Consider the following 23713-nt stretch of genomic DNA (forward strand, 5'->3'; position numbering starts at 1 on the left):
GCTATTTTACGGGCTTCCGGGAAAGAACCCCGAACAGCGCCAAGGCGAACGTCACGAAGGCCGTGGCGGCCGGCCACAGCAAGAGCGCAGCAAAGGATCGCAGCGTGAAGCCGTATTCCGACCCCAATCCAGGCTCCGGCGCGGGACCCCACAGCAGCCCGGCCAGGAGCCCGACTCCCCACGCGGCCAAGGCGCCTGCTGCTCCTCCGGCCAAGGCGAAGCCGAACCGCCTCCCGGCTCCCGGTCCGTCAAGCCTGCCGTCCAAGGTCAGGCCGATAATGCAACCGGCCAGCACCATGAGGGCAGCCAGGGTCAGATCCCGCGGCAACCACGAGTCAGGGTTTGAAGGATTGGCCAGTTCGGGATTTCCGGACAGCACGTTTCCGCCTCCCGGGGCCAGCAACCACCACAGGAAACCGGTAATCACTCCGGCCGCCAATGGTGCGGCCACCCATGCGATGTCCTTGCGGAAACGGTCCGTGCGCACCGTGGGGGCGGAGGGGCCGGTGTCCCGGATTGCGGCAATGAGGGGCGGAGTGGGCTCGGTCATGGACTTCACATTAACAAACGTTCACCCCCGCTCAACACAAATGCGGATGGACGGCGCTGCCAGGCATACCCTGAAGGGAGAGACCCCGCTGACCCAGGAGACAGACCACCGTGGCAAATGCAGTACCCGGCTTCGAGCAGACCTTCAGGGAAATGTTCCGGCGCCATGCGGCCGGGGTGGCGATCATCACCGCCAACTTGAACGGAAAGCCGTTCGGCTTCACCGCGACGTCGGTGGCCTCTCTGTCAGCTGAGCCTCCGCGGTTCACTTTCAATATGGCCCGAAGCTCCAGCTCTTGGCCCGCGGTGGCAAACGCCAGCTACATCGGGGTCCACATGCTGGGCCTCGAGAACCAAGCCCTCGCCGATCGCTTTGCCCGAACCCGTGACCGTTTCGAGGGCGACCACTGGGAACCCGGCCCCTACGAGGTTCCCATTCTGAAGGACGTCACAGGCTGGCTCGTCGGAAAGATCCAGATGCGGCTGTCCTTCGAGAACAACGCAGTAGTAGTGGTGGAAGTGGTCGACGGCCAGGTAGGCGACGGCGGCACTCCCCTGCTCTACCACAGCGGCAGTTACAGCAAGCCCGCGCCACTGGACTACGAGATTTAGCGCTGGACTGGGCTTTAGCGCTGGTCCGGCGCTGCAGGACTCAATTGTCCAGGCAGGCCGGTCCCAGCAACACCTTGAGATCCCCGAACAACGACGGGCTGGGGTTCACCCTCATATGCACCGGTAAGCCCATGACTTCCACTTTGGTGTCACCCATCAGTTTGAGCCGCACCTCGGAATTGCCGCGGTGCGTGCGCAGGACGTCGCGCAGGTCCGTCACCACCGCCTCGGTTGCCTTGAACGTGGGAATCGTGATCACCACTGGACCATTGACGCTCTCACTGAGGTCCGGGACAGACAGTTCCATGCAATTGAGCGTCACCGCTCCGTCATCGCGGCGCTGCAGCCTGCCCTTGACCACAACGATCAAGTCCTCGGCCAGTACCGATGCGATCGGACCATAGACCTGTCCGAAGAACATGACTTCCATTGAACCGCCAAGGTCCTCGATCTCGGCGCGGGCGTAGGCGTTGCCGCTCGCTTTGGCGATACGGCGGCTCAAGGAGGTGATCATGCCCGCGATAGTGACGATCGCACCGTCGTGTGGTCCGTCCTCGGCGATGATCGACGTGATGGACTGTTCTGCGTGCTGGCTGAGTACCCCTTCGAGGCCCTGCAGTGGATGGTCTGAGACATAGAGCCCCAGCATGTCCCTCTCGAAGGAGAGCTTGTCCTTCTTTTCCCATTCCGGAAGGTCGGGAATTTCAGTGGTCAGCGACGCTTCCGGCTCCTGGTCCTCGAACCCGGCGAAAAGATCGAACTGGCCGATCGCTTCATTGCGCTTCAAGGTAATGACGGAGTCGATGGCTTCTTCGTGGATCATCGCCAAGGCCCGGCGATGGTGGCCGAGCGAGTCGAACGCGCCGGCCTTGATCAGCGACTCAATCGTGCGCTTGTTGCACACGATGGCCGGAACCTTCATGAGGAAGTCCTTGAAGGAGGTGTAGGCCCCTTCCGTTGCACGGGCGGAAACCATCGCCTCGACGACGTTCACGCCGACGTTGCGGATGGCGCCCATGCCGAAGCGGATGTCATTCCCCACAGGGGTGAAGTTCAGCGACGACTCGTTGACGTCCGGCGGCAGCACGGTGATGCCCATGCGCCGGCACTCATTGAGGTAGATGGCTGATTTGTCCTTGTCATCACCCACCGACGTGAGGAGGGCAGCCATGTACTCGGGGGCGTAGTGGGCCTTGAGGTAGGCAGTCCAATAGGAAATGACGCCGTACGCGGCTGAGTGGGCCTTGTTGAAGGCGTAGTCGGAAAACGGCAGCAGGATGTCCCACAGCGTCTTGACCGCGTCCATGGAGTACCCGTTGTCCTGCATGCCCTGGGAGAAGCCTGCGAACTGCTTGTCCAGTTCCGACTTCTTCTTCTTACCCATGGCGCGGCGCAGGATGTCGGCTTGGCCCAACGAGTATCCCGCAAGTTTCTGCGCCACGGCCATCACCTGTTCCTGATACACAATCAGGCCGAAGGTTCCACCGAGGATATCTTCCAGCGGCTCGGCAAGTTCAGGGTGGATCGGAATAACTTCCTGAATCCCGTTTTTGCGCAGGGCGTAGTCCGTGTGGGCGTTCGCACCCATCGGACCGGGACGGTACAGCGCCAGGACGGCGGAAATGTCTTCGAAGTTGTCAGGCTTCATGAGCTTGAGCAGCGACCGCATGGGTCCGCCGTCGAGCTGGAAAACACCCAGGGTGTCGCCCCGCGCCAGCAGCTCATAGGAAGCCGCGTCATCCAGTGCCAGGTTTTCAAGGTCGAGGTCGACGCCCCGGTTCATCTTGATGTTCTCGAGGGCATCGGAAATGATCGTCAGGTTCCGCAGGCCCAGGAAGTCCATCTTGATCAGGCCGAGGCCTTCGGACGTGGGATAGTCGAACTGCGTGATGACCTGGCCGTCCTGGAAACGGCGCATGATCGGGATGACATCGATGATCGGGTCCGAGGACATGATGACGCCCGCGGCGTGGACGCCCCACTGCCTCTTCAGGCCTTCGATGCCCAGTGCAGTTTCGAAAACCTTGGCGGCTTCGGGGTCGGTGGCAATGAGCTGGCGGAAATCGCCGGCCTCGCTGTAGCGCTTGGCCTCGGGGTTCTGGATGTCGGCCAGCGGGATGTCCTTGGCCATGACGGCCGGCGGAAGTGCCTTGGTCAGCTGTTCACCCATACTGAACGGGTAGCCAAGGACGCGCGAGGAGTCCTTCAACGCCTGCTTGGTCTTGATGGTGCCGTAAGTAACGATCATCGCTACACGCTCATCCCCGTACTTCCGGGTGACGTAATCGATGACTTCGGAGCGGCGGCGATCGTCAAAGTCGACGTCAAAGTCGGGCATGGAGACACGGTCCGGGTTCAGGAACCGTTCAAAGATCAAGCCATGCTGCAGCGGATCGAGGTCGGTGATACGCATGGCATAGGCCACCATGGAGCCTGCGCCGGAACCACGGCCCGGGCCGACCCGGATGCCGTTGTTCTTGGCCCAGTTGATGAAGTCGGCCACCACCAGGAAGTAGCCCGGGAAGCCCATGGAGGTAATGACCTCGAGCTCGTAATCCGCCTGCTTCCGGACCTTGTCCGGCACGCCTTGGGGGTAGCGGTAGGCCAGTCCTTTGTCCACTTCCTTGACCAGCCAGGACGTCTCGTCCTCGCCCGGCGGGCAGGGGAACCGCGGCATGTAGTTCGCGTTGGTGTTGAACGAAACCTCGCAACGCTCAGCGATGAGGAGTGTGTTATCGCAGGCCTCGGGATGGTCGCGGAAGAGTTCGCGCATCTCCTGGGGAGACTTGAGGTAGTAGCCGCTGCCGGAAAAAGCGAACCGCGAGCCGCCGTTGTCATACGTGGGTTCCAGGAGCGTGGAGCCGGACTGGATCGCCAGGAGTGCTTCGTGGGCCTTGGCGTCGTGCTCGTGCGTGTAGTGGAGGTCGTTGGTCGCCACGAGCGGGAGGTTCAGTTCCTTGGCCAGGCGCAGGAGGTCGCCGGTAACGCGGCGTTCGATATCCAGCCCGTGGTCCATGAGCTCGCAGAAATAGTTCTCGGCGCCAAAGATATCGCGGAATTCGGCAGCTGCTTCCAGGGCCTCCCTGTACTGGCCCAGCCGCAAACGGGTCTGGACTTCGCCGGAGGGGCACCCTGTGGTGGCGATCAAACCCTCCGAGTAGGTGTTGAGCAACTCCCGGTCGAGGCGGGGCCATTTGCCGAAGACCGAATCCAGCGAGGCGATGGAGGAGGCCCGGAACAGGTTGCGCATGCCCACGTTGTTGTAGCTCAACAACGTCATGTGCGTGTACGAACCACCGCCGGAGACGTCATCCTTGCGTTGGCTCTCGTCACCCCAACGTACGCGTTCCTTGTCACCGCGGGCGGTTCCGGGAGTCACATAGGCTTCAACGCCGATGATGGGTTTGATGCCCTTGTCCGTGGCTTTCCGCCAGAAGTCGAAGGCGCCGAAGAGATAACCGTGGTCCGTCGTGGCCAGTGCAGGCATGCCCAGGCGCTCTGTCTCATCGAAGAGCTCGCCGAGGCGCGCAGCTCCATCCAGCATGGAGTACTCGGTGTGGGTGTGCAGATGGACGAACGAATCATTGCTGGAACTCACCCCGATAGTCTACCGTCCGGGTCGGACAGAACCCGGACGGCAGGCCGCGTCAACGACTACGCTTCTCCACTGGCCAGCAAGTCAAGGGCGTACTGCAGGTCTGCCGGGTATTCGCTGGTGACCTCTACCCACTCCCCTGTGCGCGGGTGGTTGAACCCGAGCTGACGGGCGTGCAGCCACTGCCGGGTCAACCCAAGGTCCGCTGCCAGGCGGGGGTCCGCGCCGTAGGTGAGATCTCCAGCACACGGGTGGCGCAATGCCGAGAAGTGCACACGGATCTGATGGGTGCGCCCTGTCTCCAGGTGGACCTCCACCAGCGTTGCTTTGCCAAACGCCTCAAGGACTTCGTAATGGGTCACCGAAGGGCGGCCGTCTTCGATCACGGCGAACCGCCAGTCATGGCCGGGGTGGCGTCCGATCGGGGCGTCGATGGTTCCCTCCAGGGGATCCGGAAGGCCTTGGACCACGGCATGGTAGACCTTGTCCACCGTGCGCTCCTTGAAGGCCTTCTTCAAAACCGTGTAGGCATGCTCCGTCTTCGCCACCACCATCACTCCGGAGGTTCCGACGTCGAGCCTGTGGACTATGCCGGCACGTTCAGGCGCGCCGGAGGTCGAGATACGGTACCCGGCGCCCGCAAGGCCGCCCACAACCGTAGGACCCACCCAACCCGGCGAAGGGTGTGCAGCCACGCCGACCGGCTTGTCGATGACGACGAAGTCCTCGTCATCCAACAGGATCTTCAGGCCTTCCACAACTTCCTCCACCACTTCCAAGGGGTCCGGGCGCTCCGGAACCGTCACGCTCAAAACGGCGCCCGCCACGAGTTTCGCTGATTTGCCCAGTACCGCTCCGCTGCTGGTCACATTTCCCTCGGCGAGCAGCAGGGCCGCGGCGGACCTGGAGATATCCAGCAGCTTGGCAAGTCCGGCGTCGGCCCGCGCACCCGCCAAATCGTCGGGGACTACAACGGACTCACTCACCGGGCTGCCCCTCTGTTGACTCCTTGGGGTGCTTCGAAGCGGGGACGTGGCGCTTCCCGTCCATGCCGATGCCCCGCAACGTCAGCAGGCAGATGATGACGACCCCCGACACCACTGCGGAATCGGCAATATTGAAGATGGCGAAGTTCGGCAGCTGAATGAAATCCACCACGTGTCCCATGGCAAACGACGGTTCACGGAACAACCTGTCCGTCAGGTTGCCCAGGGCACCGCCGAGCAACAGGCCCAGGGACAACGCCCACCACGCTGAGCCAAGTTTCCGCAGTTGGAACAAGATCGCCACCGATACGGCGGCCATGACGATGGTGAAAATCCAGGTCACATTCTCGCCAATGGAAAAAGCCGCGCCGGAGTTGCGGATGTAGTACCAGTGCAGCAACGGAGGGAGGACCGGAATCCTTTCACCCTCAACCATGGTGCTGGTCACCCAGAGTTTGGTCAGTTGGTCGAAGACGTAGGCAAATACCGCGAAACCCGCGAAGAGCCAGATCATGGCGGGACGCCACTTGCGTTGGGCAGTGCGGGCCGGCTGCGATGCGCCGTCGGTGAGGTCGTCGGTCATAAGGCTTTCATTCGTGAACCGTGATGGAGCGGGAGGGCTTTAACAGCAAAAGCCGGCGGCCGAGGAGTCCTCAGCCACCGGCTTTCAGAATACTTGCTAAACGTCAGCTGTTGCTTCGCCAACCTCAGGAGCGGCAACGGAACCGCGGGCGTCGAGGTCGCGGAGCTGGCCTTCGATGTACGCCTTGAGGCGTGAACGGTAGTCACGCTCGAAGCCGCGGAGCTGCTCCACCTTGCGCTCGAGGACGGAGCGCTGCTGCTCGAGGGCCCCGAGGATCTTGCGGGACTTCTCCTGCGCGTCGTTGACCAGGCTGGAGGCCTCGATCTGCGCTTCCGCGATGATCTTTTCCTTCTGCTGTGCACCGTCAGCAACGTGCTTGTCGTGCATCTGCTGGGCCATGGCCAGCAGGCCTGCCGCGGACTCGGCGGACGGCGGCAACGTGTTGCTTGCAGCAGGCGCCTTCGCGGCAGCTGCCTGCTCGGCTTCCTTCTTCTTGGCAGCTTCAGCAGCCTTGGCCTCGGCTTCTGCCTTGGCTTCAGCTTCCTTGTCCACCTTGACCGGCGCGGGGACCTTTTCGACCACAGGAGCAGCAGCAGTTGCCGCAGGCACGGCGGAACCGGCCTCGCCGAGCTTCTTGCGAAGTTCGTCATTCTCCTGGTTCAGACGGCGCAGTTCCACCACGATCTCGTCGAGGAAGTCATCCACCTCGTCCTGGTCGTAGCCTTCGCGGAACTTGGTCGGCTGAAAGCGCTTGTTGACAACGTCTTCTGGCGTCAAAGCCATCTGGTCACCTCGTTGGTCTAGTTAGTCAGTAGGCCTTCCGGCCGTCCAAAACTACGGTACCTAAATATCGTCTGGTTCCTCTAATTCAACACCATCGTGTTGATTTGGAGAATTTGCGGCTGCCCATCCGGAGCAGCACCGCAGGAAGCTATGCCAAGCCGCCAGTCACCGACATGCCTATGTAGACAGCGATGAAAAGGATTATGAAACCCAAATCCAGCGAAATGCCGCCCAGCCGCAGAGGCGGGATCAGCCTCCGCAAAGCCTTGAGGGGCGGATCGGTAAGCGAGTACACCACGTGGGCTGTTACCAACGCCACACCCCGGGGCCGCCACTGGCGGGCGAACATCTGCACCCATTCGTAGACCAACCTGATGATCAGAGCCACGAAGAACAGCAACAACACTATATAAATAAGGCCGAAAACAATGCCCACGAGTTAGCTCAGATCTCCCACTTGTTTCGGAATACCGATCGGTCCCTACTATTGCAACACAGATGCCAGGCGGGTCGGCCCGCCTGGCATCCGCAAAAAAGGGAAGTGCTCAGCTCTGGTTGAAGAAGCTGGCCTGCGATTCGCTGGCTTTTTTGTCGTCCCCGATGACCTCTACGTACGACGGCGACAGCAGGAAGACCTTGTTGGTCACGCGCTCAATGCTGCCGTGGAGGCCGAAGACCAGCCCGGCAGAAAAGTCCACGAGGCGTTTGGCATCAGCTTCGCCCATATCCGTGACGTTCATGATGACCGGAATACCGTCCCGGAAACTTTCGCCGATGAGCTTGGCGTCATTGTAGGACCGTGGGTGGACGGTGGTAATTTGCCTCAGGCCAGAGGCGTCTTCGCGGCTCGAGGCCGCACGCTTGATGGGGGTCACGGGTGCGCGGTATTCCTCTTCGGCGTCAACAGTGGGCATTTCACGGACAACTTCCCGGACGGGTGCAGGAGCGCGCCGCTCTTCCCGTTCCTGCGACTGGGGGCGTTCTTCTTCGTGGGGCGCGACAGCCTGCTCAGATTCGTAGTGTTCATCGCCGTCGGCGAGCCCAAGATAGATCATTGTCTTGCGCAGAGCGCCAGCCATGGTGCACTCCTATCGTTTCTGCAGTAGGCGGGCCGCCATGACCTGACGTGTTGGAACCCCGGCCCGTCATTCCAATACTTTGACGCTACCCCACGGCCGGACGTGAACCGAGAATATCGGAGCCGATTCTCAGGTGTGTCGCCCCGAACTTAATCGCTGCTTCAAGGTCCTGGCTCATTCCTGCGGAAATCGCGCTTGCTCCGGGGTGCACCAACCTGAGTTCCTCCGAGATCCCTGCCAGTTTTTCGAAGGCCGACCCGGGGTCGCCGCCCAGTGGAGCAACCGCCATGAGGCCGGCCAGCCGCAAGCCGGCCTGCCCCTCGATCCGGTCCGCAAGGCTCATCACATCGGCCGGGCGGGCTCCGCCACGGTGGTCACCGGCGTCGTCTTCCAGGCTCACCTGAATGAAGCAGTCAAGCTCCGCACGCGCGGAGGTATCCATGTGGCGGGCCACGGCTTTGCCAAGGGCATCCACCAACTGGGTCCGGTCAACCGACTGCACCGACGATGCGTACTTGACCACGGACTTTGCCTTATTGCTCTGGAGCTGCCCGATGAAGTGCCAGCGGACCCGCGGATCGCCAACCTCGGCCGCCTTCGCGGCAGCCTCTTGGTCGCGGTTCTCGCCGACGTCCCGCACACCGAGGGCAGCCAGCCTGACGACATCTGCCGCAGGGTGGAACTTGGTGACAACGATCAAGTTCGGCTTGCTTGAACGACCCGCAGCCGTGGTTGCGTCGGCTATGCGCCGGTCCACTTCCGCCAAGCGGGCCGCGAGCTGGGCGGAACGGGGGTCCGCAGGGTCCGCCGGAACGCCGTGCTCCTGGTTAGTCAAGGGTCCACACCAATCCTGCGAATCGACCGGTCCCCGGATCGCGCCGGTAGGAAAACAGTCCCTCGTCCTCCAGCGTGCATCCGCCCGAATACTCCACCTGCACACCGCCATCCGCGAGTTGCGAGCGGACGCCGGCTGGAAGATCCAGCGCCGGGCTCCCCCACGAGGTCTCCGATGCCGTGGCCGGCACGACGGCGGCAACGCCCGCCCGCATCTCGGCGGGCACCTCATAGCAGCGCCCGCAGATCGACGGGCCAAGCCACGCGCTGATGGTGAGCGCCCCGAGCCTGCGCATCCCAGCCACCGTTGCGGGAACGACTCCCGACGCCACACCGGGACGTCCGGCATGCGCCACCGCAAGAACGGGCTGCCCTGCCGCGGTGTCGCCAACCAGGACAATGGGAACGCAGTCGGCCACCATGACAGCGAGGGGCTGCGCCGATCCCGCGCCCGAGGTCGAGGTCGAGACCATGGCATCCGCCGTCGGCCCGGGCCCGTAACGGGAGATGACGGCAACGTCCTTGCCATGCACCTGATTCATGTACTGGAACCGGGCATCCCACAAACCAACGGTGGATTCGACGCCTCGGCGCCGTTCATCCACCTGCCGGGGGTCGTCCCCGACATGCAGCGCCAGATTACCGGCGCGCATATCAGTGAACGCTACGGAGATGCCTGGCCGCACTTCACTGCGCCATGAAAACACCGGCTACTGGGTCCTCCGCCTCGGCTTACTTCAGGAAATCAGGAACGTCGAGGTCGTCCGAACGGTTACCCGAAAGGTCCGGTTCCACGACGGCCGGCAGGTCAACGTCGAAACCCGAATCGGCCGGCAGGGCAGCGGGACGCTGCTGGCCCCAGTTGCTCAGCCCGGCTGCACCGATTCCTGCCGTGGCGTGCTGCGGTGCAGGTGCGCTGGCAGGGGCGGATGCGGGTGCCGCGGGACGCTCGGCCGGGACCGGATTCTGGGCCGGACGCGACTGGTCCATGGACGGCGAGGTGGCCTTGACGTCGTCGAAGCCGGCAGCGATCACCGTGACGCGGGCTTCGTCGCCCAGGGCGTCATCGATCACGGCACCGAAGATGATGTTGGCCTCGGGGTGCGCGACTTCCTGGACCAGGCGGGCGGCCTCGTTGATCTCGAACAGGCCGAGGTCCGAACCGCCCTGGATGGACAGGAGGACGCCGTGTGCACCATCGATGGATGCCTCCAGCAGCGGCGACGCAATGGCGAGCTCTGCGGCTTTGACGGCGCGGTCTTCGCCACGGGCGGAACCGATGCCCATCAGGGCCGAGCCCGCACCCTGCATGACCGACTTGACGTCGGCGAAGTCGAGGTTGATCAAGCCGGGGGTGGTAATCAGGTCGGTGATTCCCTGGACACCGGAGAGAAGCACCTGGTCAGCGGAACGGAAGGCGTCAAGGACAGAGACGTTGCGATCGCTGATGGACAGCAGCCGGTCGTTGGGAATGACGATCAGGGTGTCGACTTCGTCGCGCAGGGCGTCGATTCCGGCTTCAGCCGAACCTGCACGGCGACGGCCTTCGAACGTGAAGGGGCGGGTGACGACACCGATGGTCAGGGCGCCAAGCGAGCGGGCGATGCGTGCAACGACGGGCGCACCGCCTGTACCGGTACCACCACCCTCACCGGCGGTGACAAACACCATGTCGGCGCCGCGGAGCACTTCCTCGATCTCATCGGCATGGTCTTCGGCGGCCTGCTTGCCGACCTCGGGGTTGGCGCCGGCGCCGAGTCCCCTGGTGAGCTCACGTCCGACGTCGAGCTTGACGTCGGCATCGCTCATGAGCAGCGCCTGCGCGTCAGTGTTGATGGCAATGAACTCGACTCCGCGGAGGCCGACTTCAATCATCCGGTTGACTGCGTTCACGCCACCGCCGCCGATGCCGACGACCTTGATGACGGCCAAGTAATTCTGCGGTGCTGCCACGTTTCGTGCCCCTTGCTTGTGTCCTATTGCGAAACCGATCGAGTCCAACTTGAATCCTTGGACCTTAACCCTCTAGTTGAAGGTTATAGTTATGTCAAGTAACTCTACTGCGACGGTATTTCCTCTGGTTCCCTCATGCAATGACCGCTTGCGCGTGTCGCCTGAATGAGTTTCAACCGCGGCCCCGTCAGCGGCAGGTTACTTATGAAACAGCTATTTGGTGAATGGATGCCGTGGAACGCTCACGTCGTAGACGTTCACGGGAACCTTCGGATCAGCGGGCATTTTCAGCAACGCCTCAAGTGCTTTCGCCTTCAGTTCCCGGTCCTCGGCATTGCCCCACACTACCGTCTTTCCGTCCACCAATTTTAGCTCCACCGCGTCCGGCGAAGCAGCCGAGGCAGCGGACATTCTTGCCAGGACATCAGCCGGCAATGTGTCCAGCACGGCGGCGACGGCCTTGAAGAGCTGCGTGTTGCCCGCGCCGGCTCCCGCATCAATGAGCGGCAGAGCCACCGCCGACTGATCCGCGGTGGCTCCGAGCTGCACACCATCGACGTCCACCATGACAAAAGAATCGCCCTGCTTAAGCAGCGCTACCGGCACGCGCTCCTCCACGTGGACCAGGAGTTCCGACGGCGGACGGGCCTCGATGGTGGCCGACCGCACCTGCACAAGGGGCTTGAGCAGGTCATTGACGTCCTGCTCCGTCACTTGGGGAAGCGGCTTGCCCTCCATAGGCGCCAAGGCCTCCTGCACCGCATCCACGGTGAGCAGCTTGGTCCCGTCAACGGTGATGGCCCGTACCGCAAGGGCGGGCGAAAAAACGGCGCCCGCAATGATGGCCGCCACCACGGCAGCGGTCACCGCCGCCGTCCAAAGGATGTAGCGGCGGGTCCTGTGACGCTTCGGCTCCGGAAAAGCAATGACGTTGTCGTCGGGAGCGGACTGCCCGGCCGGGGGTCGCCCCGTTTTGGGCTTCCTGGCTGCTGCTGCCTTAGCAGCAGCAAGCTTGGAACCGGCCCCTTTCCTGCCAGGAACTTGCCCGGGTTCCACAATCCGCTCTGCGCTGATGACATCGCCCGGTGCCGCATTGCTCCGCGGGTCCGGGTCGGTTGAAGGCCGCGCGGCGCCCTTCGCAGTGTCATTCGCAGGCTTGAAGGTCGGCTTCCGGGTGCTAGCCATCCAGCTGCTCCACGATCAACGGCCCGTAAGCGGTGACATCTCCGGCCCCTACAGTCAGGACAACGTCGCCCTCCCCGGCAACACCGGCAACTGCGGTCACTGCTTCCTCCTGGCTCACCAGGCGCCCCTTGGAGAGCTTGTCAGCGATCAGGGCGCTGGTAACCCCGGGGATGGGATCCTCCCGCGCCGGGTAGATATCCAGGACCAGGGCGGTGTCCGCAAGATCGAGTGCCTCGGCAAACTCAGCTGCGAATTCGCGCGTCCTGGAGAAAAGGTGCGGCTGGAACAGGACATGGACTTTGTTCTGCCCTGCCACGGACCTGGCCGCTGAGAGCGCAGCCCTGACCTCCGTGGGATGGTGGGCGTAATCGTCATAGACCCGCACTCCCCTGGCCTGGCCCTTGAGTTCGAAACGCCGGGAGGCGCCGGTGAAATGGCCCAGGGCTGCAGCGGCCACCTCCGGATCAACGCCCAGTTCAAGAGCCACGCCGAAGGCAGCGGCCGCGTTCAACGCGTTGTGCCGGCCCGGCACCTGCAGGTCCAGGCCATGATTGGCCCCGTCCACGGTGACCGAAACGCGTCCGGGACCGTCGTCGGAGAGCCGGATGTCGGCGTCGTCGGCTGTTCCATACGTCAGCACCCTCGTGGTTCCCTTCGCGGCGGTGCGCCCGGCAAGCGCGCGCGCACCGGCGTCGTCGGCACACGCCAAAAGGACGCCGTCCGCGGGGAGGAGCGCGGCAAAACTGTCGAAGGAGGCAAAAACGGCTTCGGCCGTCCCGTAATGGTCCAGGTGGTCGGCCTCGACGTTGGTCACCACCGCGATCAACGGACGGTAGTTCAGGAACGACCCATCGGACTCATCAGCTTCCGCCACGAAGATGTCCGAGGACCCGTGCGCTGCATTCACACCGAGCGCAGGGACGTTCGCCCCAATGGCGAACGTGGGATCAAAGCCCGCCTCCTTGAGCAGCACGGCAACCATGGAGGTGGTGGTCGACTTGCCGTGGGTGCCTGCCACGGTGACCACCCGGTGACCGGCCATGGTCGCAGCCAAAGCCTGGGAACGGTGCAGTACGGGAAGGCCTTGTGCACGCGCGGCGGCGAGCTCTGGATTGTCCTCCCTGATGGCCGATCCCGCGACGATGGTCTGGGCGTCCCCCAGGTTCGAGGCGTCATATCCGACACTGATTCCAGCCCCTGCCTTGGCAAGGTCATGCATCACCGGGAGGTCCTTGGCATCGCTTCCGCTGACAGGGACACCCCGCGAGACCATGATGCGGGCGACGGCTGACATGCCAACGCCGCCAATGCCGATGAAATGCACGCGGCCCAAGGACTGAAGGGACCCGGGCGATTCGAGGGACACAGGAGTGTGGGTCATGCGGATACCGCTTCCAGGACAAGATCAGCCATCCGCTGATCGGCGTTTCGGATACCAAGGCTTTCAGCTGCCCGTGCCATGGCGTTGAGGCGCTGCTGGTCGGACAGGAGCGGAATGAGCTCGCTCTCCAGCCACTGCGGAGTCAGGTCCTTGTCCGCAACGAGCAACGCACCCCCAGCCTTGACCAAGGCTGCGGCGTTCAAAGCCTGCTCCCCGTTGCCGATCGGCAAGGGAACGAACACCGCGGGCACGCCTACTGCTGCAATCTCGCTGACCGTGGCAGCTCCGGCCCGGGCGAGGAGCACGTCGGCGGCGGCATAGACAGTCTCCATGCCGTCGACGTACTCCACCTGGCGGTAGCCGTCTCCGGCGAGGAGCCCGCCGTCGTCATCCATGACAGCCTTGCCCACGCCGGTGATGTGCAGCGTCTGGATCCCCGCAGCGGCGAGGGCAGGCAGTACCGCGGCAACGGAGCGGTTGATGCTGGCAGCGCCGGAGGATCCCCCGGTCACAATCAACGCAGGGCGGTCCGGGTCCAGGCCAAGGGCAGTCTTGGCGGCGTGCGCCGCGGCCGTCCGGTCCAGGCCGGAAATGGCTTTGCGCATGGGCATGCCAACGTGGCGGGCACCGGGTAACCTGGTTCCCTCGAAGGCGACGGCGACGTGCCTACTGAACCGGGCGCCCACACGGTTGGCCAGCCCGGCTTTAAGGTTTGCCTCATGGATCACGATGGGGATCCGGCGCTTGCGGGCGGCGAGGTACATGGGCGTGCAGACGTACCCGCCCACGCCTACCAGCACATCTGCTGCGGCATCATCGAGGATACGCCCGGCCTGTTTGACGGCTGCCGAGAGCCGCCCGGGCAACCGGGCCAAGTCCATGGAGGGACGTCGCGGGAAAGGCACCCGGTCGATGGTGGCCAGTTCATAGCCGGCCGCCGGTATCAGCCTGGTTTCCATGCCCGACGGCGTGCCGACGGCCAGGATGGCGGCGTCGGGACGCTGTGAGCGGATCGCGTCGGCGATCGCGAGCAGCGGGCTGATATGGCCTGCCGTACCGCCGCCTGCCAGGACAACTGACAACGGCGTGATGGCTTGGTGTGAATCTGCAGTCATGAAGTGCGGGTACGCTTTCGTGCGGCTTTGGGAGATCGACCGGGAATGAATCCGGGGCGTTGCTGCGGGGGCAGTTGTCCCCGGGCCAGAGACAACACTACGCCGACGCCGCACAGTGACATCACCAGGGCTGAACCGCCATAGGAGATGAAGGGCAGCGGGACGCCGATCACGGGCAGAAGCTGGGTGACAACACCCATATTCATGCTGGCCTGGCCGAGCAACCACACCATGATGCCGCCGGCCAGCGTGCGCTGGAACGGATCCGTTTGGCGGACCACAACCCGGAAAATGGCAATACCGAGGATTGCGAACAGGACCAACACCACGAGGGTGCCAACCAAGCCCAGCTCCTCGCCGATGATGGCGAAGATGAAGTCATTGTGTGCTTCCGGCAGCCAGTTGTATTTCTGCCGGCTTTGCCCGAGCCCCAAACCTGTCCAACTCCCCTGCGCCAGGCCGTACATGCCGTTGGTTGATTGGAAGTCGAAGTCGAACTGTTCGGTGCAGGTGGCCGAAGGATTACCGAGCCACGACGTGATCCGGCAAATCCGGTTGGCACTGCTGAGGGTACCCGCTGTTGCCCCGGCGGCGCCGATGAGGCCGACGATGGCCAGCATGCGGGCCGGAACACCGGCAAAATACAATGCAGCCACCATGATCGCCGCAATCACAATGACCGTTCCGAGGTCGTTGCCGAGCATTACCAAAACAATGACGAGGCCCGCTCCCGGGATGACGGGGATAATCACATGCCACCAGCTGGTGAGGTACTTTTCCTTCCGCGCGAGCACGGCAGCGATCCACACGCACAAGGCCAGCTTCGCGATTTCGGAGGGCTGGATGGTGATGCCGCCTATGTCCACCCAGTTCCGGTTGCCGTTGACGCTGTTGCCGATGACCTGCACCAGTACCAGCAGGACAACGACGATGCCAAAGCCCCACCAGGACAGCCGTTTCATCCAGTTCACGTTTGTCCGCGAGATGACGTACATGGCGATGAGGCCCATGACGCCGAAGGCTGCCTGCTTGAGGGCGTCCGCATACGGCGACTTGCCCTCGGAGATCGCTTCGACGCTCGAGGCCGACAGCACCATCATGACGCCGATGGCTGTCAGCGCCATGGCACACCCGAGGATGAGGTAGTAGGTGGAACTGTTGGGCGCCTTGCTGCGGCCTTCCAGCGCTTCCCAAAACTTCCTTACGTGTCCGCGAAGCCGGACCGGCTGCTTGGCCTTGGTCCGTTGGACGCTGGTCCGCTGGGAACCGGAGTCACCGGCGTCGGGCTCTTTGCCGCGGCTACGCGTGGGCGTGCTGACCATTGTTACTCCTCGGTGGTCTGTGCCTGCCCTTCCACGAGCTCGCGGACTGCCTGGATGAAAGCGTCGCCACGGTGAGCGTAGGAAGAGAACTGATCCATGGAGGCCGCGGCCGGTGCCATGAGGACGGTGTCGCCCGGGGCTGCCACATCGGCGGCCGAAGCTACGGCCTGGGCCATGATGGTCTCACCGAAAATTGGTGAGGCAACTGCGGTCTCCACTTCCTCAGTTTCACCCTTGGGCTGGAGGATCACGGGGACATCGGGCGCGTGTCGCCGCAGCGAACCTTCCAGGGCACCGGTGTCCGCACCGATCAGGACAACCGCCTTGAGCCGGTGGGCATGCTCCTTGACGAGGTCGTCATAGTTGACGCCCTTGGAGAGGCCGCCGGCGATCCACACGACGTTGGAGAAGGCAGAGAGGGCTGCGGACGCCGCATGCGGATTGGTGGCTTTGGAGTCGTTGACCCAGAGCACGTCGTTCTGCTTGGCAACCAACTGGATCCGGTGTTCACCCGGAAGGAAGTTGACCAGGCCCTGTCTCACCGCTGCCGGTTCCACACCGTAGGCGCGGACCAAGGCAGCGGCCGCCAAGGCATTGGCCACCATGTGCCGGGGCGCTACCGGGCCGAGGTCGGACAGGGCGGCGAGCTCGGCCGCAGAATCCTTGCGTTCGGCGATGAAGGCGCGGTCCACGAGCAAACCGTCCACGACCCCCACCATGCTGATGGCCGGGGTGTTGGTGGTGAAGGCGACCGCGCGGCAGCCTTCGACGACGTCCGCATTTTCCACCATGCGTTCGGTCTCGATTTGCTCGGCGTTGTAGATTGCCGCCTTCTGCGTGTTCTCATACACCTTGGCCTTGTCCGCCAAGTACGACTCATAGGAGCCATGCCAGTCCACGTGGTCCTCTGCAACGTTGAGGCACACACTGGCCACTGGAGACAATGAATGGCTCCAGTGAAGCTGGAAGCTGGAGAGTTCCACCGCGAAGGCGTCGTAATCCACCGGGTCACGCAGGGCGTCCAGGATGGGTGTGCCCACGTTGCCCACGGCGATGGCTTTCAATCCGGCCGCTTGCAGCATGGATTCCGTCATACCCACAGTGGTGGTCTTGCCGTTGGTTCCGGTGATGGCCAACCAGTCGGCCGTCTTACGGCCTTCGCGCACTCTTAGACGCCATGCCAGTTCAACGTCGCCCCACACGGGGATGTGCTTCCGTTTGGCGGCCGCGAGCAGGGCCTGGTCCGGACGCCACCCCGGCGAGGTGACGACGAGTTCGGGCTTTTCGCCTTCGATGAGCGGCAAGCTGTTCACGGCATCCTGCCCAAGGAGGACATCCACTGCACCCACGATCTTGAGGGTGTCGGCCTGGGCGTGTGCCTTGGCTGTGGTGGATGCATCCACAACCACCACTTTTGCCCCGAGCTCGATGAGCGTGTCTGCGGCGGCAAAGCCGGAGACGCCGATCCCGGTGACCACGACGCGGAGCCCGCTCCAGTCGGAGTCCCAACTGGTGAGCCCCTCAAGACGATCGGGGACGGTTTCCGGGCTTGCGTTCACAGCAGCACCACCCATTCAGCGTAGAAAATTCCAAGGCCGGCAGCGACAAACAGGCCGGCGAGGATCCAGAACCGCACGACGACAGTCACTTCGGCCCAGCCCTTGAGTTCGAAGTGGTGCTGCAGCGGCGCCATCTTGAAGACGCGCTTGCCGCCGCTCAGTTTGAAGAAGCCGACCTGGATGATGACGGACAGGGTGATGAGGACGAACAGGCCGCCGATGAAGGCCAGGAGCAGTTCGGTCCTGGAGAGGATCGCGAATGCTGCCACGGCGCCGCCAATGGCCAGGGAACCGGTGTCGCCCATGAAGATCTTGGCGGGAGATGTGTTCCACCACAGGAAGCCCACCAGGGCCGCACTCAGTATCGCGGCGAGGAGCGCCAGGTCCATGGGGTCGCGCACTTGGTAGCAGCCGCTGCCCGCCTCCCTGGGGGACCCGCAGGCTTGGTTGTTCTGCCAGATGCCCATGATCGTATAGGCCCCGAACACCATGATGGATGCCCCGGCCGCGAGCCCGTCCAACCCGTCCGTGAGGTTCACGCCGTTGGTGGCTGCCGTGATGATCAGGTTGGACCACAGCACAAAGAGGATTGCTCCCAGGACGGTCCCGCCGAAGGCGAGGTCCAGCCAAGGGATGTCACGGACCAGCGATATCTGCGTGGAGGCAGGGCGCAGTCCGTCTTCGTTGGGGAACTGAAGAACCAGGACAGCGAAGATGATGCCCACGGCGGCTTGGAGTATCAGTTTGGCCTTGGCGTTGAGGCCCAGGCTCCGTTTGTTCGAAATCTTGATGTAGTCATCGAGGAAGCCTACAAAGCCCATGCCCACCATGAGGAACAACAAAAGGAGGCCGGACGCCGATGGCCCGGGCGACCGCGGGTTTATCAGCCACATAATGAGGTGGGTCACGAAGTAGCTGAGCAGCACGGCCGCCACCACCACGGTTCCGCCCATGGTCGGCGTGCCCCTTTTGGTGTGGTGCGAGGTGGGTCCGTCATCGCGGATGAATTGCCCGTAGCTCTTGGCCACCAGGAACCGGATGAACAACGGGGTCCCGATGAGTGCCACCAGGAGGGCGACGCCTGCGCCGATCAAAAGTGCAATCACTGCAGCTCGTTCCCTTCGCTTGCGGCGCCATTGGCCGCGCTTTCCCCGGTGGGCTCGGCCCGTGGGGGTAATGCTATCCGATCGCCCAAATGCCGCAGCCCAACACCGTTGGAGGACTTGAAGAGGACGAGGTCGCCGGGCCGGAGTTCGCTCTGCAGGATTTCATAGGCCTCTTCCACTGTCTCGGCGAATAGGCACTCGTCGCCCCAGGAGCCCTCTTGGATGGCGGATACGTACATGGCACGGGCTTCACGGCCCACCACCAGCAGGCGTGAGATGTTGAGCCGGACCACCTGCGTGCCCACGGCCGTGTGCTCGCGGATTGAATCGTCGCCGAGCTCCAGCATGGCACCGAGCACGGCCCACGTGCGGCGTCCCTGTCCGAGGTCGGCAAGGGTCCGCAAAGCGGCCCGCATCGACTCGGGATTGGCGTTGTAGGCGTCGTTGATGATGGTGACGCCGTCCGGCCGTTCGGTCCGTTCCATCCGCCAGCGGCTGGCCGCCGATTGGGAACTCAGCGAGGCCGCGATGTCCGGTGCGGGGATGCCTGCTGCGAAAGCCGCTGAGGCTGCCGCAAGCAGGTTGGTCACGTGGTGACCGCCGATGAGCTTGCTGTGGACGGCAACGGAGGGCCCGCCGTCGGGCAATACCAGGTCAAAGTCCGGGTGGCCCTGGGCGTTCACCACCACGTTGCGGGCTTCCACTTCTTCGTTCGTTGCCGGGGAGGCCGTAAACCCAAGGACCTTGGCCCTGGTCCTGGTGCGCATCGCAGCCACCCGGCCGTCGTCGAGGTTGATGACAGCGGTACCCTCTTCGCCGAGCGCCTCCACCATTTCGCCTTTGGCCTTGGCAATGTTCTCGACGCCGCCGAATTCACCGGAATGCGCCGTCCCGACCACCAGGACAACGCCGATGTCCGGCTTGACCATGTCAGCGAGGTACTTGATGTGGCCAATCCCCGTCGCGCCCATCTCGATGACCAGGTAGCGGGTGTCTTCCGTTGCGGCAAAGACCGTCAGCGGGACGCCAACCTCTCCGTTGTAGGAGCCCTGCGGCGCGACCGTAGGTCCGGCCTGGGACAAGATGCCCGCCAGGAGGTCCTTGGTGGTGGTCTTTCCCGCGGAACCGGTAATCCCGATCACCGTGAAGTCTTCACCCCGCCCGGCACGCTTGGCCCGGATCCGGCGTACGGCCTCGGCAGCCAGTTCGCCCATGGCCAGGACTGCGTCATCAACGATGACGGCGGGAAACGGCGTACCGCCGGCATCGGCGACTTCGCGTTCGGTCAGCGCCAAAACGGCACCGCGTTCGAAGGCAGCGGCAACAAAGTCGTGGCCGTCGGCGTGTTCGCCGGGCTTGGCCACGTACAGCGCGCCGGGGGTCGCTTCCCGCGAATCGGTGACGACGGAGGCGGGCACGAGCTCCCCGCTGCCGGTCAGGCGGCCATGGGTAATGTCGGCGATTTCAGCCGCAGTAAATGCAATCATCTCGGTTTAGGACTCTATCCGCTGGTCCGTTGAAACGCTGAATCCCTTGGATGTCAAGGCGGCCCGCAGTTCCACCCTGTCGTCAAGTGCCAGATTGACTCCCTTGACCTCCTGCCACACTTCGTGGCCGCGGCCGGCCACAAGGATGGTGTCCTTGGAAGTGGCCAGTTCCACAGCAAGCCTGATGGCTTCGTCACGGGGGTGGGACTCGACAATTTCGCTGTCCAGTCCTTCCTTCTCAACGGCGGCACGGGCCCCGGCGAGGACATCCGCACGGATGGCGGCTGCGTCTTCGTCGTGGGGGTCATCGTCAGTGATGATGACTACGTCCGCGAGTCGCGCGGCGATCGCTCCCATGGTGGGCCGCTTGCCTTGGTCCCGCTGCCCGGTGGCTCCGAAGACCACAATGACCCGTGAACCCTCTTCGGCTGAGCGGACAGCCTTCAATGCGCGGGCAAGGGCATCGGGGTTATGGGCAAAATCCACCACTGCCGCGGGCGCAGTGGAGATCAACTGCATGCGGCCCGGCACGGAAACCGTGAAGGGATCGTGCTGGTCAAGTGCCGCCTGGAGCACTTCAAGGTCAACACCGGAAGCCGCCACCATGGCAGTCGCCAAAGCAGCGTTGGACACGTTGAAATCACCGGGCAGGCCCGTGTGCACGCGCAGCGACCCGCCGTCCTTGTGCACGAGCTCAAATTCCGTCCCCAGTCCGCGGGAAGCAACCGAGGCAACGTGCCAGTCCGCCTCCACGTCATCAGGGGTCGTGGACAGCGTGGTGACCGGAATGTCCGCCATGCGTGCCAGTTGGCGGCCCCACCCGTCATCGACCGTCACCACGGCCCGCCGGGCACGGGCTGCCGTGAACAACTCCGCCTTGGTCCGGAAATACTCTTCCATGTCACCGTGGAGATCCAAGTGATCCTGCGTAAGGTTGGTGAACCCCGCGACGTCGAACATCACTCCGTCAACGCGATGGTACGAAATGGCGTGGGATGAGACCTCCATCGACGCCGCCTCCAGGCCCCTTTCGCGCATGAGCGCCAAGAGACCGTGGACATCGGTGGATTCGGGCGTCGTGAGCAGGCTTGGGATGGGATCGCCGCCGGCAAGGATCTCGATCGTCCCGATGAGACCGGGCGTCTTGCCGAGCGCACGCAACAAGGAATTGATGAAGTAGGTGGTGGTTGTCTTTCCGTTGGTTCCGGTGACACCAAAAAGGGTGGGGTGGCCACCTTCTGCGGGCTGGCTCCGGTAGATAAGGGCGGACAATCGCCCGACGGCGGTACGCGGCTCCTGGACAATCAGGACAGGAACGGGCTGCTCGCCTGCCAACGCAAGCTGGCGGGCACCGGCGTCGTCCGTCACCACCGCAACGGCACCGGACTCCACGGCCTGGGGCACGAAGTCGGCCCCGTGGCGCGAGGCACCCGGCAACGCCATGTAGAGGTCCCCTGGCTCAACAGCCCGGGAATTAAGGGAAATACCCGTCACTCCCCCGCCCGAATCCTGCTCCGGAACGGTGACGCCGAGCACTTCGGCGATCTCCGACAACGGCACTGCCGCTACCGACCGGGGCCGGAACCCGGGCTCCCCGTCGTCGGGCGTCGTGGCGCTGGAATCTGCCTGATGGTGCTCTGACACGTGGTTCTCCAATGGTGCTCAGTGGAACGACCGGCTGGGGGCCAGCGGCGCCCGGTCGGTGTGCGGGATCTGATCCTGGGCCGAAACAGGCGCCCAAGAAGCTTACTTGACGAACTGCGGCAAGCGCGCGGGTGTACCGGTAGACGGCGGGACGTTATAGGTCCGCAGCACTTGGGACATCACGGACCGGAACACGGGGCCGTTGGTGATGCCGTAGATGCTTCCCTTCGGGCGCTGCAGGACGACTTCCACAATGAACCTGGGATCGTCCATGGGTGCCATTCCGACCATCGATGCCGTGTAGCCGTCAAAACCGGGGAGCCCGTCTTCACGGGGAGCCTGGGATGTTCCCGTCTTCGCTCCTACCCGGTAGCCGTCGATCGCGGCGTCCTTGATCTGCCCTTCGGTCACGGCGCTTTCGAGGATATCCCGTACTTGCTGCGCCGTGTCCTTGGAGACCACCTGCCGGGGATCCTTGGCCGGCACCTTCTGTTCAACGCCGTCGGGATCGATGTAACTGTCAATGAGCCTCGGCTGGAGCATGACGCCGTCATTGGCGATGCTTTGGTAGGCGCGCACCGTCTGCAGCGTCGACTGCGAAACACCTTGGCCGAACAGCACCGTGTACTGCTGGCGGTCGTCCCACTGCTCCGGTTTTGCGAGGATGCCCGTGGCTTCAGCCGGGAGGCCCACCTCGGTCTTTTCGCCGATGCCGAATTTCCTCAGCCAGTCATAGCGCTGTTCCTTGCTCAACCTGCTGCCGGCCATAACGGTGCCTGTGTTCATCGACCAGCCAAGGATGCCGGCCAGCGTGCGTTCCTCGGTCCCGTGCTCGAAAGCATCAGTGAAGGTCTGGCCATCGATCGTGTAGGACGACGGGATAGTGAAATGGTCCAGGGGGCTGGACTTGCCTTCTTCGATGACCGCTGCCGCCGTGATCATCTTCTCCACCGAACCGGGCTCGTAAGCGGCAGTCACTGCCCGCACGCCGCGGTCTTTGGCATCGACCTTCCCGGGATCGTTGGGGTCCGGGGCATTCGTATCGGCCAAAGCGATCAGGTTGCCGGTCTTGGCGTCCATCACCACAATGACGCCCCATTCGGCGTTGAGCTTGTTGACCTGGCTTTGGATGGCCTGCTGGGCAAAGTACTGGATGTCGGTGTTGAGGGTCAGCTTAACGTCGCTGCCGTCCACTGCCGGAGTCAGCTCGTCGGTGGCGACCGGGATCCGCAGGCCGTCGGCGCCGATCTCGAAGACACGCTTGCCTTCGGTGCCACGCAGGATCTCGTCCTGGGTTTGCTCGATTCCGGCTTGGCCCGTAGTTCCATCCTGCAGGAAGCCAACAACTCCCCCGGCAACGCTGCCGTTGGGATAGACCCGCTTGCTCACGCCCTCTGCCGAGACTCCCGGGATCCGAAGCTTGGTGATGCGGTCTTCGAGCTCCGGCTTGATGTCTTTGGCCACTACGGCATACTTCTTGTCGCCGGTCAGTGAGTCCCGCACCTTCGCGACGTCGGAACCCAGGAGGGTAGCCAGTTCCGAGATGCCCTGGTCCCTGGTGATCGTCTCAACGGTCTCAGTGTCCTGGTTGTACCGCTTGAAGTCGGAGGTAGCGGTATTGAGGACCTGATCCACCACGATGTTGTAACGGATCACGCTGCTCGCCAGGACTGTTCCGTTCGCGTCGACGATCTTGCCGCGCTCGGCCGGGAGCACCTGGGGCGTGAGCCTGCTGGCCAGGGCAGCTTCTGCCATTCCGCCCATGTCCAGTCCCTGGACCATGAACAGCTTGCCGCCTACCACCAGCAGCAAGGTCAGCATGATCCCCAAACCAACCCGGAGGCGCTTCCTGGCCACCGGCACTTTCGTCTTCTTGGTTTTGCCGGAGTTATGCGCCACGTTGGTTCCTTGCTGCTGGCGTTGAATCGGTGGACGGTTGG

General features: G+C 63.5%; 20 protein-coding genes. 1 reads left to right on the forward strand and 19 read right to left on the reverse strand.

Annotated elements, in window-relative coordinates; translation table 11 throughout:
- Position 1: 1 nt before the first annotated feature.
- A complete protein-coding gene (locus tag HMI59_RS13265) occupies positions 2-550 on the reverse strand; it encodes a hypothetical protein (RefSeq protein ID WP_227471386.1) in 549 nt (182 codons plus the stop codon).
- 152 nt (positions 551-702) lie between these two features.
- On the opposite strand from HMI59_RS13265, the gene HMI59_RS13270 reads away from it, so the two are divergent.
- A complete protein-coding gene (locus HMI59_RS13270; protein ID WP_193593763.1) occupies positions 703-1161 on the forward strand; it encodes a flavin reductase family protein in 459 nt (152 codons plus the stop codon).
- Positions 1162-1201: 40 nt separating this feature from the next.
- On the opposite strand, the gene dnaE is transcribed toward HMI59_RS13270, so the two are convergent.
- The 18 genes from dnaE to HMI59_RS13360 form a co-directional block, all read right to left on the reverse strand.
- On the reverse strand, positions 1202-4759 hold the full coding sequence (gene dnaE, locus HMI59_RS13275) for a DNA polymerase III subunit alpha (protein WP_062096138.1): 3558 nt from the start codon (positions 4757-4759) through the stop codon (positions 1202-1204).
- 56 nt (positions 4760-4815) lie between these two features.
- Positions 4816-5742 (reverse strand): RluA family pseudouridine synthase, encoded by a 927-nt coding sequence (locus HMI59_RS13280; protein ID WP_193591577.1) that lies wholly within the window; start codon positions 5740-5742, stop codon positions 4816-4818.
- Positions 5735-6325, reverse strand: coding sequence for a signal peptidase II (gene lspA, locus HMI59_RS13285; protein ID WP_021473356.1), 591 nt, complete (start codon positions 6323-6325; stop codon positions 5735-5737). Before lspA ends, HMI59_RS13280 begins: the two co-directional genes overlap by 8 nt.
- Positions 6326-6421: 96 nt before the next feature.
- On the reverse strand, positions 6422-7108 hold the full coding sequence (locus tag HMI59_RS13290) for a DivIVA domain-containing protein (protein WP_021473357.1): 687 nt from the start codon (positions 7106-7108) through the stop codon (positions 6422-6424).
- 148 nt (positions 7109-7256) lie between these two features.
- Positions 7257-7544 carry a YggT family protein gene (locus tag HMI59_RS13295; protein WP_021473358.1) on the reverse strand — a complete coding sequence of 96 codons (288 nt, stop codon included), beginning with the start codon at positions 7542-7544 and terminating at the stop codon, positions 7257-7259.
- A gap of 109 nt (positions 7545-7653) precedes the next feature.
- Positions 7654-8187 (reverse strand): cell division protein SepF, encoded by a 534-nt coding sequence (locus HMI59_RS13300; RefSeq protein WP_021473359.1) that lies wholly within the window; start codon positions 8185-8187, stop codon positions 7654-7656.
- 85 nt (positions 8188-8272) lie between these two features.
- Positions 8273-9022: a YggS family pyridoxal phosphate-dependent enzyme gene (locus HMI59_RS13305; RefSeq protein WP_227471387.1), complete on the reverse strand. Its 750-nt coding sequence runs from the start codon at positions 9020-9022 to the stop codon at positions 8273-8275.
- On the reverse strand, positions 9015-9728 hold the full coding sequence (locus HMI59_RS13310; protein WP_193591579.1) for a polyphenol oxidase family protein: 714 nt from the start codon (positions 9726-9728) through the stop codon (positions 9015-9017). The genes HMI59_RS13305 and HMI59_RS13310 overlap by 8 nt, the downstream gene beginning before the upstream one ends.
- 25 nt (positions 9729-9753) lie before the next feature.
- Positions 9754-10974: a cell division protein FtsZ gene (gene ftsZ, locus HMI59_RS13315; RefSeq protein WP_031216808.1), complete on the reverse strand. Its 1221-nt coding sequence runs from the start codon at positions 10972-10974 to the stop codon at positions 9754-9756.
- A gap of 213 nt (positions 10975-11187) precedes the next feature.
- Entirely contained in the window at positions 11188-12159 is a 972-nt protein-coding gene (locus HMI59_RS13320; RefSeq protein WP_193591580.1) for an FtsQ-type POTRA domain-containing protein, read from the reverse strand.
- Positions 12152-13540 (reverse strand): UDP-N-acetylmuramate--L-alanine ligase, encoded by a 1389-nt coding sequence (gene murC / locus HMI59_RS13325; protein WP_193591581.1) that lies wholly within the window; start codon positions 13538-13540, stop codon positions 12152-12154. The genes HMI59_RS13320 and murC overlap by 8 nt, the downstream gene beginning before the upstream one ends.
- Positions 13537-14655 (reverse strand): undecaprenyldiphospho-muramoylpentapeptide beta-N-acetylglucosaminyltransferase, encoded by a 1119-nt coding sequence (murG, locus tag HMI59_RS13330; RefSeq protein ID WP_193591582.1) that lies wholly within the window; start codon positions 14653-14655, stop codon positions 13537-13539. Before murG ends, murC begins: the two co-directional genes overlap by 4 nt.
- Positions 14652-15977: a putative lipid II flippase FtsW gene (ftsW, locus tag HMI59_RS13335; protein WP_021473366.1), complete on the reverse strand. Its 1326-nt coding sequence runs from the start codon at positions 15975-15977 to the stop codon at positions 14652-14654. Before ftsW ends, murG begins: the two co-directional genes overlap by 4 nt.
- A 2-nt stretch (positions 15978-15979) precedes the next feature.
- The gene (gene murD / locus HMI59_RS13340; protein WP_193591583.1) at positions 15980-17551 is read right to left on the reverse strand and encodes a UDP-N-acetylmuramoyl-L-alanine--D-glutamate ligase; all 1572 of its coding nucleotides are present in this window, start codon (positions 17549-17551) and stop codon (positions 15980-15982) included.
- Complete coding sequence (gene mraY, locus HMI59_RS13345; protein WP_021473368.1) at positions 17533-18642, reverse strand: phospho-N-acetylmuramoyl-pentapeptide-transferase; 1110 nt, start codon at positions 18640-18642, stop codon at positions 17533-17535. The genes murD and mraY overlap by 19 nt, the downstream gene beginning before the upstream one ends.
- Positions 18639-20129 carry a UDP-N-acetylmuramoyl-tripeptide--D-alanyl-D-alanine ligase gene (gene murF, locus HMI59_RS13350; RefSeq protein WP_193591584.1) on the reverse strand — a complete coding sequence of 497 codons (1491 nt, stop codon included), beginning with the start codon at positions 20127-20129 and terminating at the stop codon, positions 18639-18641. Before murF ends, mraY begins: the two co-directional genes overlap by 4 nt.
- 6 nt (positions 20130-20135) lie before the next feature.
- Positions 20136-21773: a UDP-N-acetylmuramoyl-L-alanyl-D-glutamate--2,6-diaminopimelate ligase gene (locus HMI59_RS13355; RefSeq protein WP_021473370.1), complete on the reverse strand. Its 1638-nt coding sequence runs from the start codon at positions 21771-21773 to the stop codon at positions 20136-20138.
- A 102-nt stretch (positions 21774-21875) separates the two neighbouring features.
- Entirely contained in the window at positions 21876-23672 is a 1797-nt protein-coding gene (locus HMI59_RS13360) for a penicillin-binding protein 2 (protein WP_193591585.1), read from the reverse strand.
- Between the last annotated feature and the right edge of the window lie 41 nt (positions 23673-23713).

Origin of the sequence: Paenarthrobacter sp. YJN-5, assembly GCF_015040095.1 — a bacterium.
GTDB classification, from domain to species: domain Bacteria; phylum Actinomycetota; class Actinomycetes; order Actinomycetales; family Micrococcaceae; genus Arthrobacter; species Arthrobacter ureafaciens.

Bases quoted from the DNA above. Each gene is read 5' to 3' on its own strand.
- HMI59_RS13265 (WP_227471386.1), bottom strand. From the start codon at position 550: ATGACCGAGCCCACTCCGCCCCTCATTGCCGCAATCCGGGACACCGGC.
- HMI59_RS13270 (WP_193593763.1), top strand. From the start codon at position 703: ATGTTCCGGCGCCATGCGGCCGGGGTGGCGATCATCACCGCCAACTTG.
- lspA (WP_021473356.1), bottom strand. From the start codon at position 6,325: ATGACCGACGACCTCACCGACGGCGCATCGCAGCCGGCCCGCACTGCC.
- HMI59_RS13290 (WP_021473357.1), bottom strand. From the start codon at position 7,108: ATGGCTTTGACGCCAGAAGACGTTGTCAACAAGCGCTTTCAGCCGACC.
- HMI59_RS13300 (WP_021473359.1), bottom strand. From the start codon at position 8,187: ATGGCTGGCGCTCTGCGCAAGACAATGATCTATCTTGGGCTCGCCGAC.
- HMI59_RS13320 (WP_193591580.1), bottom strand. From the start codon at position 12,159: ATGGCTAGCACCCGGAAGCCGACCTTCAAGCCTGCGAATGACACTGCG.
- murC (WP_193591581.1), bottom strand. From the start codon at position 13,540: ATGACCCACACTCCTGTGTCCCTCGAATCGCCCGGGTCCCTTCAGTCC.
- murG (WP_193591582.1), bottom strand. From the start codon at position 14,655: ATGACTGCAGATTCACACCAAGCCATCACGCCGTTGTCAGTTGTCCTG.
- ftsW (WP_021473366.1), bottom strand. From the start codon at position 15,977: ATGGTCAGCACGCCCACGCGTAGCCGCGGCAAAGAGCCCGACGCCGGT.
- murD (WP_193591583.1), bottom strand. From the start codon at position 17,551: ATGGGTGGTGCTGCTGTGAACGCAAGCCCGGAAACCGTCCCCGATCGT.
- murF (WP_193591584.1), bottom strand. From the start codon at position 20,129: ATGATTGCATTTACTGCGGCTGAAATCGCCGACATTACCCATGGCCGC.